General features: G+C 63.9%; 14 protein-coding genes. 7 read left to right on the top strand and 7 right to left on the bottom strand.

All coding sequences use genetic code 11. The annotated features are described in order from the left end of the window. The first annotated feature begins 116 nt into the window (after positions 1–116). The gene (locus tag AC3CCE_RS10705) at positions 117–623 is read left to right on the top strand and encodes a GNAT family N-acetyltransferase (RefSeq protein ID WP_023732945.1); all 507 of its coding nucleotides are present in this window, start codon (positions 117–119) and stop codon (positions 621–623) included. A 123-nt stretch (positions 624–746) separates the two neighbouring features. Next, complete coding sequence (gene ppa, locus AC3CCE_RS10700) at positions 747–1,280, top strand: inorganic diphosphatase (RefSeq protein WP_023668623.1); 534 nt, start codon at positions 747–749, stop codon at positions 1,278–1,280. A gap of 103 nt (positions 1,281–1,383) precedes the next feature. On the opposite strand, the gene AC3CCE_RS10695 is transcribed toward ppa, so the two are convergent. After that, positions 1,384–1,980, bottom strand: a complete 597-nt coding sequence (locus AC3CCE_RS10695; RefSeq protein WP_023700187.1) for a hypothetical protein — start codon at positions 1,978–1,980, stop codon at positions 1,384–1,386. Positions 1,981–2,235: 255 nt separating this feature from the next. After that, the gene (locus AC3CCE_RS10690; protein WP_023668625.1) at positions 2,236–2,853 is read right to left on the bottom strand and encodes a TetR/AcrR family transcriptional regulator; all 618 of its coding nucleotides are present in this window, start codon (positions 2,851–2,853) and stop codon (positions 2,236–2,238) included. 73 nt (positions 2,854–2,926) lie between these two features. Here AC3CCE_RS10690 and AC3CCE_RS10685 point away from each other — a divergent pair, with 73 nt between their 5' ends. Continuing rightward, the gene (locus AC3CCE_RS10685) at positions 2,927–4,210 is read left to right on the top strand and encodes an MFS transporter (RefSeq protein WP_352626005.1); all 1,284 of its coding nucleotides are present in this window, start codon (positions 2,927–2,929) and stop codon (positions 4,208–4,210) included. A gap of 100 nt (positions 4,211–4,310) precedes the next feature. On the opposite strand, the gene AC3CCE_RS10680 is transcribed toward AC3CCE_RS10685, so the two are convergent. Next, positions 4,311–4,643, bottom strand: coding sequence for a hypothetical protein (locus tag AC3CCE_RS10680; protein ID WP_023681425.1), 333 nt, complete (start codon positions 4,641–4,643; stop codon positions 4,311–4,313). Between the two features lie 143 nt (positions 4,644–4,786). Here AC3CCE_RS10680 and typA point away from each other — a divergent pair, with 143 nt between their 5' ends. Beyond that, positions 4,787–6,616 carry a translational GTPase TypA gene (gene typA, locus AC3CCE_RS10675; RefSeq protein WP_352512131.1) on the top strand — a complete coding sequence of 610 codons (1,830 nt, stop codon included), beginning with the start codon at positions 4,787–4,789 and terminating at the stop codon, positions 6,614–6,616. 55 nt (positions 6,617–6,671) lie between these two features. On the opposite strand, the gene AC3CCE_RS10670 is transcribed toward typA, so the two are convergent. After that, entirely contained in the window at positions 6,672–7,301 is a 630-nt protein-coding gene (locus AC3CCE_RS10670) for a DUF1062 domain-containing protein (protein ID WP_352512133.1), read from the bottom strand. A 340-nt stretch (positions 7,302–7,641) separates the two neighbouring features. Further along, positions 7,642–8,676: an L-idonate 5-dehydrogenase gene (locus AC3CCE_RS10665; protein ID WP_352512135.1), complete on the bottom strand. Its 1,035-nt coding sequence runs from the start codon at positions 8,674–8,676 to the stop codon at positions 7,642–7,644. Between the two features lie 141 nt (positions 8,677–8,817). On the opposite strand from AC3CCE_RS10665, the gene AC3CCE_RS10660 reads away from it, so the two are divergent. Beyond that, positions 8,818–9,429: a LysE family translocator gene (locus AC3CCE_RS10660; protein WP_352459944.1), complete on the top strand. Its 612-nt coding sequence runs from the start codon at positions 8,818–8,820 to the stop codon at positions 9,427–9,429. 26 nt (positions 9,430–9,455) lie between these two features. On the opposite strand, the gene AC3CCE_RS10655 is transcribed toward AC3CCE_RS10660, so the two are convergent. Next, positions 9,456–10,019, bottom strand: coding sequence for a peroxidase-related enzyme (locus tag AC3CCE_RS10655; protein WP_352537784.1), 564 nt, complete (start codon positions 10,017–10,019; stop codon positions 9,456–9,458). A 131-nt stretch (positions 10,020–10,150) separates the two neighbouring features. Here AC3CCE_RS10655 and AC3CCE_RS10650 point away from each other — a divergent pair, with 131 nt between their 5' ends. Together AC3CCE_RS10650 and AC3CCE_RS10645 are read left to right on the top strand one after the other, a co-directional pair. Further along, positions 10,151–14,941 (top strand): NAD-glutamate dehydrogenase, encoded by a 4,791-nt coding sequence (locus AC3CCE_RS10650; protein WP_352626004.1) that lies wholly within the window; start codon positions 10,151–10,153, stop codon positions 14,939–14,941. 260 nt (positions 14,942–15,201) lie between these two features. After that, positions 15,202–16,581 (top strand): MFS transporter, encoded by a 1,380-nt coding sequence (locus tag AC3CCE_RS10645; protein ID WP_352626003.1) that lies wholly within the window; start codon positions 15,202–15,204, stop codon positions 16,579–16,581. A gap of 44 nt (positions 16,582–16,625) precedes the next feature. Here the strand turns inward: AC3CCE_RS10645 and purH are convergent, their stop codons facing one another. After that, positions 16,626–18,242, bottom strand: a complete 1,617-nt coding sequence (gene purH / locus AC3CCE_RS10640; RefSeq protein ID WP_352626002.1) for a bifunctional phosphoribosylaminoimidazolecarboxamide formyltransferase/IMP cyclohydrolase — start codon at positions 18,240–18,242, stop codon at positions 16,626–16,628. Between the last annotated feature and the right edge of the window lie 106 nt (positions 18,243–18,348).

Below are 18,348 nucleotides of genomic sequence, written 5' to 3'. Positions count from 1 at the left end.
TTTTCCAGGCAGGCTTTGCCCATTGTCAGCAGTGTCGCGATCGGCTGTGAGAAAGCGGTCGGCGGGCTGACCTCGACTCTTGCAAATGGCCGATGCGGGTTTATGGTTAACAAATCATGAATACGCTGAGCATCGACATCAGGAAAGCCGAACCGCGCGACGCCGGAGCCATTGCCGACGTGCACCAGCTGGCCTGGGAGGGCGCCTATTCCGGCATCATCCCGCATCGCTCGCTGACCTCGATGATCAACCGCCGCGGCGCCGACTGGTGGGCCAACGCCATCCGCCGCGCTGCCACCGTTCTGGTGGTCGAGATCGGCGGCACCATCGCCGGCTATGCCACGATCGGCAAGAACCGCGCCCGCGAGCTGAAGCAGCAGGGTGAAATCTACGAACTTTATTTGCGTCCGGAATATCAGGGCATCGGGCTCGGCAGCCGGCTGTTCAAGGCGGCGCGGGCGCGGCTTGCCGACCACGGGCTGAAGGGAATGGTGGTGTGGGCGCTGGAAGACAACCAGAATGCGCTTTCCTTCTATGCCGGCGCGGGTGGCCGCGATGTTGCCGAAGGCGTCGAGGTTTTCGAGCAGAGGGCGCTGAAGAAGGTCGCCTTCGTCTGGGAATGACCGGTCTCGGTTACAAATCATCACAAACCGTGCGCTTCCATTAGCGCTCCGTACCAATCGCCGCATTGCACCATGCCGCGCCGCCCGCTATCGATCGTGGACATCGAGAGAGGGATTTAAGCCATGCGTATCGAAGCCATTGCCATCGGAAAGAACCCGCCCGAGGACATCAACGTCATCATCGAGGTGCCGATCGGCGGCGAGCCGATCAAGTACGAGATGGACAAGGAGGCCGGCACGCTGTTCGTCGACCGTTTCCTGCATACGTCGATGCGCTACCCCGGCAATTACGGTTTCGTGCCGCACACGCTCTCGGGCGACGGCGACCCGATTGACGTTCTGGTCTGCAACACCCGCGCGCTGGTGCCGGGCTGCGTCATCAATGTGCGGCCGATCGGCGTGCTGGTGATGGAAGACAATGCCGGCCAGGACGAGAAGGTCATTGCCGTGCCGTCGCCGAAGCTGACGCTGCGCTACGAAAACGTCACCGAATACACGCAGCTGCCCGAGATCACCCGCGACCAGGTCCAGCACTTCTTCGAGCACTACAAGGATCTCGAGCCCGGCAAATGGGTCAAGATCGAAGGCTGGCACGATTCCAAATACGCCAAGAAGATGATTGTCGACGCGATCGCACGGGCGAAGGCGGCAAAGTAGCGCCGAGACAGGCCTGCGTCTCGTTCAAGTAAGCGGCAAACGCCACCGCGAGGCACCCCCCTCTGCCCGGCAGGGCAGAGGGGGGTGCCTTGCACCCACGTGGCTAGTTATCCACCCGACCAAACGCCGGCACGTTGCCGATGACGGTGTGCTTGTCCTTGCCACAGGCGAAACTCTTCGCCTTTTCGTCCGCCAGCTTGCGCGCCTGGTCGTTGGCCTGAGGGTTGCCGGTGGCGAGCACGAGGCCGATGGTGCAGCCGTCGCGGGCTTCCATCTGGGCGACCTTGGCGACGAGCAGCACTTCGGTCGGCTTGTTCTCATCCTCGGGATTGCTGATCGAGCGGCGGTGGATCACCGCGAAGGGAACGGCAACGTCGCCCTTGGTCTCGATGCGCCATTCGACCTTGGCGCCGGACGAGTTGAAGCCGGAAAAGCTCTCCCAGACCGAGGTCATGTCGCCGCCGGGCGGAAATCCGTAGAACAGCGATTCACGGGCGTCGTCATAGGCGATCAGCACGGGATAGCCACGATAGCCGGAGCAGGCGAGTTCGGCCCATTCGCCGTCGCCTTCCTGCGCCTGCGCATAGGTGACGCAGTCCTTTTGCGAGTCGAGGTCGGTGTAGACGCTTGATATGCCGTCGGCATGGGCGGTTTGGGATAGGGCGGCGAGGGCGAATGGAACAAGCAGCAGGGTTCGCATGCGGACGTCTCCCGTGAAGTTCGCCCCAGCCTATCGCCAAATCTGCGGCCGGCCTAGCGTGCCAATCTCAACGTTGGCGCCGCCCAAATCGCCCTGCCGGGCAATTCTCCCCCTGAACGGGAGAAAGTGGCCGGCTGCGCCGCTGGCGACAACCTTGCAACGCTGGCAATTGGCGAAATCGTGATGAGAGCGTTCCTCGCCCCATTTCCGGGAAAGGATGCCGGCAGGTGAGGGGCGGCGCCAACGTTCGAAATGTTATTTCTTCAAGCTCGCCTCGATCAGCAGGTCGGCGTTGTGGGCGACCGCTGCCGCCGGGCCTCCGAGGCCGAAGAGCTGGCCACTGATATAGGCGCCTTCGATCAACAGCAGCAGGCCGTCGCCGAGCGTGTCAGGGTCTTTAGCGCCCATCGCTGCGGCCATCGCGCGCAGGCGGTGGCGCAACTCCTGCTTGTTGGCCTCGCTGACGACGCGCGCCGGATGGCCATGTTCGGGATATTCCACCGCCGCGTTGGTCATGCCGCAGCCGCGATAGTCCGGCCTTTGCGTGCGCTTGCCGACGCGAGTCAGGAAAGCCCTGAGCTGTGCCCGTGGGTCGCCGGGATGGGCAGCCACGGCTTCGTCGAAACGCTCCCAATACTCACGGTCATATTGCCTGAGATAGGAAGCGGCGAGCTCGTCCTTGGAGGGAAAGCTGCGGTAGAGGCTGGGCTTGGTGACGCCGGCGCGCTTGACGATCTCGTCGACGCCGATCGCCCGGATGCCGCGGCGGTAGAACAGGTCGTAGGCCACGTCGAGGATTTTCTTGGCAGCCTTGGGCGGTGCGGCTGCATGACCGTCCTTGATGGTCAGTTCAATATTTTTGTCCGTTGGCATGGTATGACTCGATTGACGTGTTACCGATCGGTACGTATACATGTCCTCACCCTGCAACGTACCGGTCAGTAACATGATAGCTCAATCCCGTCCCTTTGGCCAGCGCTACGCTTTCGTCGTGGTTGGCGTCATCTTCCTTTGCCTGTTGATCGCGGCCGGGCTTCGTTCCGCACCCTCGGTGATGATGCTGCCGTTGGATAAAAGCTTCGGCTGGGGGCGCGATACGGTTTCGATTGCCGCTGCGATCGGCATCTTCCTTTACGGCCTGACCGGGCCGTTTGCCGCCGCATTGATGGAGCGTATCGGCTTGCGCCGCACGCTGCTTGCCTCGCTTGTGATCATGTCGGGCTCGACCGCGCTCAGCCTACTGATGACCGAGCCCTGGCACCTGTTCCTCACCTGGGGCGTGTTTTCCGGCATCGGCTCCGGCGCGGTCGCCACCGTGCTCGGCGCCACCATCGTCAACCGCTGGTTCAAGACCAATCGCGGCTTGGTGATGGGGCTGATGTCGGCCTCCAGCGCCACCGGCCTCTTGGTGTTCCTGCCGCTGCTGGCATCGCTCGCCCAGTCGGGCGGCTGGCAGCCCGTCGCTACCGCCGTCTCGATCGCCACCGCCTGTCTTCTGCCGCTGGTCTGGCTGTTGGTTCCGGAGCGTCCCGCTTCGATCGGCATGGTGCGCTATGGCGCCGGGGCCGATGACGTGCCGCCGGTATCGCCGGCATCGCAAGGCAATTTCCTGGCGCATACGCTCAACACGCTTCGCCGCGCCGCCGGCACCCGCGTCTTCTGGTATCTGTTCGCCACCTTCTTCATCTGCGGCTTCACCACCAACGGGCTGGTCGGCACGCATCTGATCTCCTTCTGCGGCGACATGGGCATCCCCGAGGTACAGGCCGCGGGCCTGCTGTCGCTTATGGGCATTTTCGACCTGATCGGGACGACGCTCTCGGGCTGGCTCACCGACCGTTTCGACCCGCGCAAGCTGCTCGGCGTCTACTACGGCATTCGCGGCCTGGCGCTGATCTATCTGCCCTATTTCGGCTTCTCGGTGACCAGCCTGATCATCTTCGCCGTGCTCTACGGTCTGGACTGGATCGCCACCGTGCCGCCGACGCTCAGGCTCGCCAACGAGGCGTTCGGTGACCGCAGCGGCCCGATCGTGTTCGGCTGGATCGTCGCCGGCCACCAGGTGGGGGCCGCCACCGCCGCTGCCTTCGGCGGCACCATGCGCGAATTGCAGGGCAATTACGAACTGGCCTTCCTGATCGCCGGCATGACGGCGATCGTGGCTGCGTGTCTGTCGCTGCTAATCAATACGAGCAGGCCGGCTTTCGATCCGGAGCCGCAAGCGGCGTAAGGCGCGGTACTAATCTCCCCCTGGTGACGCTCGCGCCGGTGCGGTCGGCGTAAGCCTGTAGGTCGGTGCGAAGGATCGCTATGCCTGGAATGGGCAACCGTCAGTCCGGGTAGCAAACCGTCGGAATCTTCGGCCACACCGCGCTGTCGCAGCCAGCAACCTGCTGCCTCTGCTTGAAAGAGGCGCTGACCGGGCCGGTGACCACGGGGTCGACGCCATCAGGGGCGTCGGCAAACATCTGCTCGGCCGTCCGGTCGGACGACGAAGCCGGATTGGCTTCCTTCACCGTGGCGGCCGATTGAGCGGCATTGGCCGCCAGCACGGCAGCGAATGCGACCGAAGCGATGAGGGGCCAAAATCGGTTGAGTTTGTCGGTCATGAATTTCGAACTACCCGGGCCCAGAAAGGTTCCCGCCTTGGTTAACAAAACCATCTCACTCCGAGATGCTTAAGATTTGATGAGTATTTGGTGGTGCGCCTCCTCTTTCGCAATTGCGAAAAACCCTGTATGAGCCGCGCAACCGAAAGAGGCGGCGCCTTTTGGCCTGCTGCCTGCAACGCTCCCGAGACCACAAAATGAAAATTCGTAATATCGCGATCATCGCGCACGTCGACCATGGAAAAACCACCCTCGTCGACCAATTGCTGCGGCAATCCGGTTCCTTCCGCGACAATCAGCGCGTCGCCGAGCGCGCCATGGATTCCAACGACCTCGAAAAGGAACGCGGCATCACCATCCTGGCCAAGGCGACCTCGGTCGACTGGAAGGACACCCGCATTAACATCGTCGACACACCCGGCCACGCCGATTTCGGCGGTGAGGTCGAGCGCATCCTGTCGATGGTGGATTCGGCGATCGTGCTGGTCGACGCCGCCGAAGGCCCCATGCCGCAGACCAAGTTCGTCGTCGGCAAGGCGCTCAAGGTCGGCCTGAAGCCGATCGTCGTCATCAACAAGATCGACCGTCCGGACGCCCGCCACGTCGAGGTGGTCAACGAGGTGTTCGACCTGTTTGCAGCGCTTGACGCCACCGACGAGCAGCTCGACTTCCCGATCCTCTACGGTTCTGGCCGCGATGGCTGGGTCTCGGAAAATCCGGAAGGCCCGAAGGAGCAGGGCCTGGCGCCGCTGTTCGACCTCGTCATCAAGCATGTGCCGGAGCCGACCGTTCATCCCGGCCCGTTCCGCATGATCGGCACCATCCTGGAAGCCAATCCGTTCCTCGGCCGCATCATTACCGGCCGTATCGAGAGCGGCACGCTGAAGTCCAACCAGGCGGTCAAGGTGCTCCACCATGACGGCACGCAGATCGAAACCGGGCGCATCTCCAAGATCCTCGCGTTCCGTGGCCTCGAGCGCCAGCCGATCGAAGAAGCGCAGGCGGGTGACATCGTGGCAATTGCCGGCCTGTCGAAGGGCACTGTCGCCGACACGTTCTGCGACCTGGCGGTGACCGAGGCGTTGCATGCGCAACCGATCGATCCGCCGACCGTGACCATGTCTTTCCTGGTCAATGATTCGCCGCTCGCCGGCACCGAAGGCGACAAGGTGACCAGCCGCGTCATCCGCGACCGCCTGCTGCGAGAAGCCGAAGGCAATGTCGCGCTCAAGATCGAGGAATCGCCCGACAAGGATTCGTTCTTCGTTTCCGGCCGCGGCGAATTGCAGCTGGCCGTGCTGATCGAGACGATGCGCCGCGAAGGCTTTGAAATCGCCGTGTCGCGTCCGCGCGTCGTCATGCAGAAGGGCGAGAACGGTGAATTGCTGGAGCCGGTCGAGGAAGTCGTCATCGACGTCGACGAGGAGCACGCCGGCATCGTCGTGCAGAAGATGTCGGAGCGCAAGGCCGAGATGGTCGAGCTGCGGCCTTCGGGCGGCAACCGTCAGCGCATCGTCTTCCACGCGCCGACGCGCGGACTGATCGGCTACCAGTCGGAACTGTTGACCGACACGCGCGGCACCGCCGTGATGAACCGGCTGTTCCACGCCTACCAGCCCTACAAGGGCGAACTGCCGGGCCGCACCAACGGCGTGCTGATCTCCAACGAACAGGGCGAGGCAGTGGCCTATGCCATGTGGAACCTCGAAGACCGCGGCCCGATGGTCATCGACCCGGGCGTCAAGGTCTATCAGGGCATGATCATCGGCATCCATAGCCGTGACAACGACCTCGAAGTGAACGTGCTGAAGGGCAAGAAGCTGACCAACATCCGCGCCGCGGGCAAGGACGAGGCGGTGAAGCTGACGCCGCCGATCCGCATGACGCTGGAGCGCGCGCTGGCCTGGATCCAGGACGACGAGCTGGTCGAGGTGACGCCGAAGACCATCCGCCTGCGCAAGCTCTATCTCGACCCGAACGAGCGCAAGCGCTTCGAGAAGTCGGCCAAGGTTGTGGGCGCGGCGTAATCGTCTGATTGTCTAAATTCGAGAGGGGCGAAGCACCGGTGCTTCGCCCCTCTTGTCATTCACCCACGGCAGCCGAAATGATGGCTTCACGATCCGGCTCGTCGGCCAGGTCAATGCGAATCGCCGTGCCGTCGCGGGCCGGCTTGCGCAAAGCTCTGGCGCCTTCGGGAACAACAACCAGCAATCGTTTCTCCTCCAGCGCCTGAAGCCTTGATCGGGAGATGCCGAGTTCGCCGGCGAGCAGACGGTCGAGCCGCAGCGATGTCGGCATTTCCAGCCCAAGCCTGATTTCAAGCGCGGCTGCGGGTCTGCCTTCGCCGCCGAGCCGGTGTTTGTGAACGGCGACATCGGGAAACTCCTCGACGCGGCCGACCCGGTTTCGCAACGCCACGACATCGAAGGCATGGCGGCGGGCGAGGGCCGGATCGTTGTTTTCGAGCGCTGCCAGCAGCGCGGGTTCGATGTCGCGGCGGTTGCAGCGTTCGAAAATGCCGAAATTCCACGAATTGTCGCAGTCGATGCAGCGATAGATCAGCCAGACATCAATGCGTTTGCCATTGGCGTTGACGCGGAATTTGTCGCTGCAGCGATAGGCTTTCACGGCGCTGCAGCGGTTGCAGTGGACCAGGGGTCGAGGTGCGATTTCGGGCGCGATTGCCCAGTAGATAGCGAGATGTTGGGACAAGCCGGAAGACCTTCCAGTGTGGAAGTTCTTCAGGTCGGCAATGTCGAGATGCCCTGGCGGGCAGGGCGTGGCGAGAGGCTGCGGTTCTCTGGAAATCAGGTGTCACGGGCGACAAGCGCGCGACAGCGGTTCAGCAGTGCCAAACCGGTCTCGAACCGCCGCCTGAGGAACACGTGAAATGGAGCAGGCACCGCTTGATGCGGCGCCCTGCCAAGTGTGATCAGGGGAGTTGGCGAGACCGGCGGTTACTGAGGCAAAATGAAGCTCGAAATGAATGTCGGGACGGCTCTTCTAGCCACGAAGTGGCGTGCATGCAAGCTCTCACGCGGTTCCGCTATGTTCAGCTGAATGCGATCTGGACCTTCATCGACTGGGTGCGGTCGCCGGCGATCTCGAAAGCCGCAACCGCCTCGTCCATTGGATAGATGCCGGTCAGCAGCGGCTTAACGTCGACGCGACGGTTGTTGATCAGATCGACGGCCAGCGCGAACTCGTCGTGGAAACGGAAGGAGCCGCGCATTTCGATCTCCTTGGCGACGATGAGATTCTGAGGCAGCGACATGTCGCCGCCTAGGCCGAGCTGCACGAGCACCCCGCGCGGCTTCAGCACATCGAGCCCGGCTCGCACCGCGCGCTCATTGCCGGAGCATTCGAACATGACGTCGAAACTGCCCTTCTCGACATTGTAGCCAGCGAGCTTGTCGGCATCTGTGGCGACATTGATGGTGCGGTCGGCGCCGATCTCGTTGGCCTTGGCCAGAACCGCGTCCATGACATCGGTGACGACGATCTCGCGCGCGCCGTGGACGCGCGCCGCCAGGATGCACAGCGCGCCGATCGGCCCGCTGCCGGTGACCAGAACCCGCTTGCCGAGCAGCGAACCGGCGCGGTTCACGGCATGCAGCGTTACCGCGAACGGCTCGGCAAAGGCGGCTTCGTTGATGGAGACATGGTCGGCGATTTTGTGGCACTGCCAGGCCTCCGCGACGAGGCGCTGGCGGAAGGCGCCCTGTATATGCGGCATCGGCATGGCGCTGCCGTAGAAGCGCATGTTGAGGCACTGGTTCTGCATGCCTTGCAGGCAATAGCGGCAGGCATTGCAGGGCCGGCTGGGCGAAATCGCAACGCGGTCGCCGACGGCAAGGCTGGAAACGCCGGCGCCAAGTGCCTTCACCGTGCCAGCGACCTCATGTCCCAGAATCATCGGCTCGCGCAGGCGCACCACGCCGAAGCCGCCATGATTGTAATAGTGCAGGTCCGAGCCGCAGATGCCGCCGGCCTCGACCGATATTTCGACCTGTCCGGTGCCCAGCACGCCCGGATCGGACTCTTCGATGCGCAGGTCTTTTGCGGCGTGGATGACGATTGATTTCACGGCCGCGATCCTTTCTCAAACCGCTGGCACGGGCAAGTCCGATCTCCGAAATGTGTCGCGTTCGTTGGCCCATCAGGCAGAGGGGTGCCAAATTGACGCCGATCGGATATTCTTCGCCATCCAACGCTCGAAGGCTCCGTCATGCACCTCACCTCGCTCCTGATCTTCGCCGCCGCTTTGTTCGTCGCCGCCGGTTCGCCCGGACCGTCGATCGCAGCCCTTGTTGCCCGCGTCATCTCGAAGGGCTTTCGTGACGTGTTTCCGTTCCTGCTCGCCATGTGGATCGGCGAGGCCATCTGGCTGTCGCTGGCGGTGTTCGGGCTGGCGGTCGTGGCGCAGACCTTCCATTTCGCCTTCGTCGTCGTGAAATGGATCGGCGTCGCTTACCTCGCCTACCTCGCCTTCAGGATGTGGACCGCACCTGTCGACGCAAAAGAAGGCGAGATGCCGCGCGAGGATTCGCCGGCAAAACTGTTCTTTGCCGGCATGGCGGTGACGCTCGGCAATCCCAAGATCATGATGTTCTATCTGGCGCTGCTGCCGACGATCATCGACCTCGCTTCGGTGAGTGTCATCGGCTGGGTCGAACTGACGGCGACGATGGCGGTGGTTCTGATCGCCATCGATCTCGCCTGGGTCGTCGCGGCCTCACAGGCGCGCAAGCTGCTCAAAAGCAGGCGCGCCATGAAGATCGCCAACCGAATCAGCGCCACGACGATGGCCGGCGCTGCCGGGGCCATCGCGGCGCGTTGACCTCTCCTACGAGGAGAAGGAAACTTTCACCTCGCCATGGCGTGGTATTCGTCGTTCGGCTGCATGTCGATGGCCGCCGCCACGCGGTTCGACATGTTGAAGAAGGCGGCGGTCGAGGCGATGTCCCAGATGTCGCGGTTGGTGAAGCCGGCGTTGCGCAGTGCTTCCCTGTCCGCCTCGACGATCTTTGCCGGCTCTTCCGTCAGCTTGACGGCGAATTCGAGCATCGCCGTCTGTTTCGGTGAAAGATTGGCAGCGCGGAAGTTCATCACCATCATCTCGCCGAGAGCCGGATCGCCGGAGAGCTGGCGCACCGCCGCGCCATGCGCGGTCAGGCAATAATAGCAGTGATTGATCGAGGAAACGACGACCGCGATCATCTCCCGTTCCAGCTTCGACAGGCCGGATTCACCCAGCATCAGATCATTGTAGGTGTCGGTAAAGGCGCGCAGCTTCTTCTCGTCGAAGGCATAGGCAAGAAGCACGTTGGGAACCAGGCCGAGCTTTTCCTCGCATTTGGCGAAATAGGCTTTTGTCGCCTCGCTCAGTTCCGCGATACCGAGGTCAAGTGCGCTGATTTTGCCGGACATGGGGTCTCCCTCTTCGTTCACCGCCGCCTGACCGTCGAATTCCTGTAATTCTTATCGAGCCGTCAAACCTTTGTCGCCAAACAGCGGTCATCTGCTACCATAGTCGTAAAAGCATGTGACGGGAGGACAACATGGCGAGCGTGAAATCCGCAGCTAAGCCGAAGAAAACAGCCAATGCCGGGGTGAAACCCGACGGGAAGCCGGCCAGGCTCGCCGACTATCTGCTGGCCCGCGCGCCGGCCGAAGACATTGCCGCCTATGACGCCGCCGACCTGGAGCGCGCCGCCGACCTGGCAGGACGTGCGGTCGCCGCCCACAAGAAGGGCCAAAGTGTCGTCGCCGTCGATGCCGGGTCGGGCGTCTCCCGCGAGGGCCGCCCGATGACGATCATCACCGTCGTCAACGACAACATGCCGTTCCTGTTCGATTCGATCCTCGGCGAGATCACAGAAACTGCCGGCGAACCGACTTTGGTCACCCATCCGGTCATCGTCGTGCGTCACGGCAAGGCCGGCGTCGACGAGATCCTCGGCGACGGCAGCGCCCTCAAGGACGATGGCAATCACGACCGCCTGAGCGTCGTCCATGTCCATATTCCGCGCCTGACGGCGGAGCAGGCCGACGCGCTGGCCGACCGCCTGCGCAAGATGCTCAACCAGGTGCGCGCCGCCGTCAGCGACTGGAAGCCGATGCTCGCCCGTCTCGACCAGGCGATTTCCGAATTCCGCTATTCCGCCGTGCCGCTCGACAAGAAGAGCGTTGCCGAGGCCATCGCCTTCCTTGAATGGCTGCGCGACGACAATTTCACTTTCCTTGGCATGCGCGAGTTCAAATATTCCGGCGGCGCGGAGAGCGGCAATCTGGAGCGCGCCGACAAACCCGGTCTCGGCATCCTCGCCGACCCGGATGTGCTGGTGCTCCGGCGCGGCACCGAGGCGGTGACGACGACGCCCGAAATCCGCGCCTTCCTGCATGGGCCGGAGCCGCTGATCGTCACCAAGGCCAACGCCAAGTCGCTGGTGCACCGCCGCATTTATCTCGATTATATCGGCGTCAAAACCTACACCGCCAAGGGCACGCTTGCCGGCGAGTTGCGCATGGTCGGCCTGTTCACCTCGACCGCCTACACGCGCTCGGTGATGAAAATCCCGTATCTGAGGTCAAAGGCCGAGACCATCATCGCCAAGTCCGGCTTCGACCGGCACGACCATTCCGGCAAGGCACTGATCAACGTTCTGGAGAGCTATCCGCGCGACGAACTGTTCCAGGTGCCGGTGCCGATCCTGAAGAAGCACGCCGCGGCCATTCTCGGCCTGGTCGAGCGGCCGCGGGTGCGGGCGCTGGTGCGCGCCGACCAGTTCGACCGCTTCGTCTCGATCCTCGTCTTCGTGCCGCGCGACCGCTATGACAGCGTCGTGCGCGAGAAGATCGGCACCTATCTCAAGACCGTCTTCGAAGGCCGTTTGTCGGCTTACTATCCGGCTTTCCCCGAGGGCGGGCTGGCGCGTGTGCATTTCATCATCGGCCGCTCCGGCGGCAAGACGCCGAAGGTCGAGCAGGCGGTGATCGAAGCGGCGATCCGCGACATCGTGCGAACCTGGGACGACGCGCTGGCCGAAGCTGCGGAAGCCGTCGGCGGCGATCCATCGCTGAAGGCGATCGCCGCGCGTCTGCCTGAGAGCTATCGCGATTCCTTCAGCGCGGCCGTCGCGCTGAAGGATGCGGGGCGCATCGCCGGCATCAGCACCGCCAACCCGATCGCCATCGACTATTACCGCCATGCCGAGCAGAAACCGCATCAGGCAGCGCTGAAGATCTACCACCACGGCAGCCCGGTAGCGCTGTCGCGTCGCGTGCCGGTGCTGGAAAACATCGGCTTCCGCGTCATCAGCGAGCGCACCTTCGAAGTTGGCGAGGACGGCGGCGACACCGTCTTCGTCCACGACATGGAGTTGGAGAACAGCTACGGCAAGCCGATCGACCTCAGCGATGGCGGCGCGCTGTTCGAGGACGCGTTCCTGTCGGTCTGGCGCGGCGACATCGACAATGACAGCTATAACGGGCTTGCCCAGACCGCCGGCCTGTGGTCGGGCGAAGTCAGCATTCTGCGCGCCTATGGCCGCTACCTGCAGCAAGCCGGTATCCCGCAGAGCCAGGATTTCATCGCGGCCGCGCTCAACCGCTATCCCGACATTGCGCGCGGCCTGCATGCACTGTTCGTCGCTCGTCTCGGCCCGACCGCCGAGACGGAAGGCGTCGTCGCCGCCAAGCACCTCAAGGCCAAGATCAAGGACGCGCTGGAGGAAGTCCCTAACATCGATGACGACACCATCATCCGCCGCTATCTCAACCTGATCGAAGCCTCGTTGCGCACCAATCATTTCGTTGCGGGAACGAAGGCGCGGGGCCAGTCACTGGCGATCAAGCTGGACTCGCAAGCGGTCGATGGCCTGCCGGCGCCGCGGCCGTGGCGCGAGATCTTCGTCTATGGGTCCGAGGTCGAGGGCGTGCATCTGCGCTTCGGCCCGGTTGCGCGCGGCGGCCTGCGCTGGTCGGACCGCGCCCAGGATTACCGCACCGAGGTGCTCGGCCTGGTCAAGGCGCAGCAGGTCAAGAACGCCGTCATAGTGCCGGTCGGCGCCAAGGGCGGCTTCTATCCGAAGAAGCTGCCGATGAGCGCCGGCCGCGACGCCATCTTCGAGGCCGGCACCTCGGCCTACAAGAATTTCGTTTCCAGCCTGCTGTCGATCACCGACAATATCGGCCTCGATGGCGTCATACCCCCAGCCGGCGTCGTCAGGCGCGATCCTGACGACCCCTACTTTGTCGTCGCCGCCGACAAGGGCACGGCAACCTTCTCCGACACCGCCAATGCCATTTCGGAGAAACACGGTTTCTGGCTCGACGATGCCTTCGCCAGCGGCGGCTCGGCCGGCTACGACCACAAGAAGATGGGCATCACCGCCAAGGGTGCCTGGGAAGCGGTCAAGCGGCATTTCCGCGAGATCAACCGCGACATCCAGACCACCCCCTTCACTGTCGTCGGCGTCGGCGACATGTCGGGCGACGTGTTCGGCAACGGCATGCTGCTGTCGCCGCAGACCAGGCTGATCGCCGCCTTCGACCATCGCGACATCTTCATCGATCCCGATCCGGACAGGGTGGCGTCGATGGCCGAGCGCGAGCGCATGTTCGCGCTGCCGCGTTCGTCCTGGCAGGACTACGACAAGACCAAGCTGTCGGAAGGCGGCGTCATCGTCTCGCGCAGCCAGAAGTCGATCACGCTGCCTGCGGCAGCGGCGGCGGCGATTGGCCTCGCCAAGACCACCGCGACACCGGCCGAGATCATGACCGCCATCCTCAAGGCGAACGTCGACCTTCTGTGGTTCGGCGGCATCGGCACGTATTTACGGGCCTCGGGCGAAACCAATGCCGAAGTCGGCGACCGCGCCAATGACGCCATCCGCATCACCGCGCTCGATGTCCGGGCCAAAGTGATCGGCGAGGGCGCCAATCTCGGCGTCACGCAGCGTGCCCGCATCGAATTCGGCATGAATGGCGGTCGCTGCAACTCCGATGCCATCGACAATTCCGGCGGCGTCAACTGCTCCGACGTCGAGGTCAACATCAAGATCGCGCTGGCGTCCGCCATGCGCAAGGGATCGCTGACCCGGCCGGCGCGCAACAAGCTGCTGGCCGAGATGACCGACGAGGTCGCCGGCCTCGTGCTGTCCAACAATTACGAACAGACGCTGGCGCTTTCCATCGCCCGCAAGCGCGGCCTTGCCGACATCGCGCACCAGAGCCGGTTCATGGCGGCGCTGGAGGCTCGGGGCCTGCTCGACCGCGCTGTCGAGACGCTGCCGTCGCCGGCCGCCCTTGCCGAGCGCGAGGCGCGTGGCGAGCCGCTGACCCGGGCGGAGCTTGGCGTGCTGCTCGCCTATGCCAAGATCGTGCTGTTTTCCGACATCGTCGCCAGCGACGTGCCTGACGACGCGCATTTCGACCGCGATCTGATGGGCTATTTCCCTGACCGGATGGCGAAGAAATATGCGGCCGAGATCCATGGCCACCGGCTGCGCCGCGAAATCATCGCCCGCGTCGTCGCCAACGATCTCGTCAATCGCGGCGGACCGTCATTCGTCAACCGGCTGCAGGAAGCCACGGGGCGCAGCGCGGCCGACGTGGTGCGCACCTTCGCCGTGGTGCGCGACGGCTTCGCGTTGCCGGCGCTCTATCAGGAGATCGATGCGCTGGACAGCCACATCGACGGCCAGGCGCAGCTCGATCTCTACCAGTCCGTCAGCCGGCTTATCTTCGTGACCAGCGGCTGGTATCTGAAGAACGATGCCGGCACCGCAGCGCTCGGCCAGCGCATTGCCGAACTGCAAGAGGCGCGCATGGCGCTGGAGCCGAAGCTGCTCTCGCTGCTACCGGCCTTCTCGCGCGAGCGGGTCGAGGAGAGGCGGTATGGCCTGTTCAAGGCCGGCGCCCCCGAAAAGCTCGCCGGGCAGCTGGCAATGGCCGATGTGGCGGGACTGATCCCCGACATCGCACTGACGGCGCGCACGGCCAATGCCGACGTCGTCGCCTCGGCCAAGGCGTTCTTCGCCGTCAGCGATGCCTTCCGCATTCCGCGCGTCGAAGAGGCGGCGCGTTCAATCACGCCGTCGGACTATTACGACCAGCTGGCGCTGTCGCGCGCCACCGACACGATCGGCGCGGCGCGGCGCGGCATTGCGGTGGCGGCTCTCGCCGGCCATGCCGGGACGGCGGATCCTGTGGCGGCCTGGCTGGAAGCCGGAGGCGAGCGCGTGGCGCGCATCCGCGAGCGGCTGCAGGCGCTGACCGAAGGCGGGGATATCACCGTGTCCAGGCTGTCGGTGGCTTCGGGGCTGATGAGCGATCTGACGGGGATGTGAGGCTCGGGACTTTACCCTCCCCCTTGTGGGGAGGGTCGCTGCGAAGCAGCGGGGTGGGGGTGCGGCACCGACCCCCACCCGGACCTTCGGTCCGACCTCCCCACAAGGGGGAGGTAGGGGCGCGGCGCCTTTCTTCGCGTCTCTATGCAGGTAGACAGCGGCGACATCCAGGTGGCAGCGCGAATCTTTGGCGGTTTGCATGAGCATTCGAAACATGCAGACATGGCATCCGACAAGCGCGGTGTCCCGGGGGAATCATCATGGCGGCGGTAGAAACAGTGCAGCGGGCATCCGGGCACGGCATCTGGGGATGGATGTTCTTCGACTGGGCGGCGCAGCCGTTTTTCACCGTCGTCACCACCTTCATCTTCGGGCCTTATTTCGTCTCGCGCATGGCGAGCGATCCGGTCTCAGGCCAGGCGGCCTGGGGCTACGGCATCGCTGTTGCGGGCCTGGTCATTGCCGTGCTGTCTCCCATCCTCGGCTCGATTGCCGACCAGACCGGGCCGCGCAAGCCGTGGATTGCGTTCTTCGCCTCGATCAAGATCATCAGCCTTTGCCTGCTATGGTTCGCCGCTCCCGGCTCGAACCTTTTCCTGGTGGTGCTGTTCTTTTCTCTCGCTTCGGTCGCGGCGGAATTCTCGACCGTGTTCAACGATTCGATGATGCCGCGCCTGGTGCCGAAGAGCGAGATCGGCCACGTCTCCAACATTGCCTGGGGACTTGGTTATCTCGGCGGCATGATCGCGCTGATCTTTGTTGTCGCCTGTCTTGCGGGTTCGCCGGAGACCGGCAAGACGATCATCGGCATCGACCCGCTCTTTGGGCTCGACCCGAAACTCGGCGAGGACGCGCGCGCCACCGGGCCGCTGTCGGCCGGCTGGTATTTCCTGTTCATCCTGCCGATGTTCTTCTTTACGCCGGACGCCATCAAGGGGATTCCGATCGGGCCCGCGGTGCGCGAGGGGCTGTCGGAACTGAAGTCGACGCTGACTGAAGTGCGCCGGCGCAAAGGCATCTTCCGCTTCCTTGTCGCCCGCATGATTTATCAGGACGGCGTCAATGCGCTGCTCGCTTTGGGCGGCACCTTTGCGGCAGCGATGTTCCACTGGTCGATCACTGAGATCGGCATGTTCGGCATTATCCTCAACGTCGTCGCCATCGTCGGCTGCCTGATTGCCGCATGGCTGGACACCGCGCTTGGCTCCAAGACCATCGTGATGATTTCGCTCGTCCTGCTCAGCATCGCCACCATCGGCATCGTTTCGACCGGGCCAGGCTACACGTTGTTCGGCGCCTGGATGATGCCGGGAGCCGATAGTGGCGGCCTGTTCGGCACGGCGGCGGAAAAGGCCTACATTTTCTATGGCCTGCTGATAGGGCTGGCGTTCGGACCGGTGCAGGCGTCGTCACGCTCCTACATGGCGCGCAGCGTCACCGCAGCCGAGTCCGGCCGCTATTTCGGCATCTATGCGCTGGCCGGACGGGCGACGAGTTTCCTGGCGCCGTTCATGGTGGCGTCGATCACGCTCGCCAGCGGCTCGGCGCGGCTCGGCATGGCGGCCATCGTGCTGTTCCTGGGCGTTGGGATCGCGATATTGATCTGGACGCCGTACCCGGCGGATCAGCCGGTGGAATAGCGCCGCACTTTTCCTTCTCCCCTTGTGGGAAAAGGCAGAGGCGCTCAATGCCTGAAATGCCTCACGCCGGTAAACACCATAGCAATGCCATGCGCGTCGGCAGCGGCGATAACGTCGTCGTCGCGCATCGAGCCGCCGGGCTGGATCACCGCCGTGGCGCCGGCTTCGATGGCTGAGATCAGCCCGTCGGCGAAAGGGAAGAAAGCGTCGGAGGCGACCACCGAGCCCTTGGTCAACGGCTCCGCGAGGCCAGCTGCTTCCGCCGCGTCGAGGGCCTTGCGGGCGGCGATGCGCGAGGAATCGACGCGGCTCATCTGGCCGGCGCCGATGCCGACGGTAGCGCCGTCTTTTGCATAGACGATGGCGTTCGACTTGACGTGCTTGGCGATGCGGAAAGCGAATTTGAGGTCGACCATCTCGGCCGCACTCGGTGCGCGCTTGGTCACCACCTTGAGCTCGAGATCGTCGACCACCGCGTTGTCGCGGCCCTGGACGAGCATGCCGCCGGCGACGGATTTCACAGTGATGCCGCCGGCGTGCGGATCGGGCAGACCGCCGGTGACCAGCAGTCGCAAATTCTTTTTGGCGGCGACGATGCGGACAGCGTCCTCCGACGCGTTCGGCGCAATGATCACCTCGGTGAAGGTTTTTACGATCTCCTGAGCCGCTTCGGCATCGAGGATGCGGTTCATGGCGACGATACCGCCAAAGGCCGAAACCGGGTCGCAGGCCAGCGCTCTCGCATAGGCAGCAGCCAGTGAAGCGCTCTCGGCGACGCCGCATGGATTGGCGTGCTTGATGATGGCGACCGCTGCACAGCGGTTCGGATCGAACTCGCCGACCAGCTCGAAGGCGGCATCGGTGTCGTTGATGTTGTTGTAGGACAACTGCTTGCCCTGCAACTGGCGAGCCGTGGCGACCCCGGGCCGCTTGTCGCCATTGACGTAGAAGCCGGCGCTTTGATGCGGGTTCTCGCCATAGCGCATGACGCTTTCCAGCCTGCCGCCGAAGGTGCGCCAGGTCGGGTGCTCGATCTCAAGCGTTTCGGCGAACCAGCCGGAGATCGCCGCATCGTAGCTGGCGGTGCGGGCAAAGGCCTTGGCCGCCAGCTTCTGGCGGAAATCCAGCGACAGCGAGCCGATGTTCATCTCCAGCGCGTTCAGCACCGAGGCGTAGTCGCCGGGATCGGTGACGATGGCGACATAGGCGTGATTCTTGGCCGAAGCGCGGATCATCGCCGGGCCGCCAATGTCGATGTTCTCGACAACAGCGGCATAGTCGGCGCCGGAACGGCGGACCTCCTCGAACGGGTAGAGATTGCAGACGAGCAGATCGATCGGCTCGATGCGGTGATCGTGCATCGCCTTGGCGTGTTCGGGATCGTCGCGCACGCCGAGCAGCGCGCCGTGCACCGACGGGTGCAGCGTCTTGACGCGGCCGTCCATGATCTCGGGAAAGCCGGTCAGTTCCGAGACGTCACGCACCGCCAGCCCCGCCTCGGCGATCGCCTTTGCCGTGCCTCCGGTCGAGACCAGCTCGACGCCGGCCGCGACCAGCCCTTTGGCGAAGTCGATCAGGCCGGTCTTGTCGAAGACGGAAAGCAGGGCGCGGCGGACCGGAAGGAGGTCGGGTGCCGGAATGTTCTTGGCGGCGACGGCCATGGGCTGGCGGCCTTTCAGGGCTGATTGGAGAGCGTTGCCGGGCCGTAGCACATGACATCAGGAAATCAAGCCGGAAGCTCGATCAAGCCGGCGCCGGCAACGACGC

It is taken from the genome of Mesorhizobium sp. P160187 (assembly GCF_057766425.1).
Note: the sequence above shows the minus strand (reverse complement) of the source record. Positions and strands in the feature narration are given on the sequence as shown.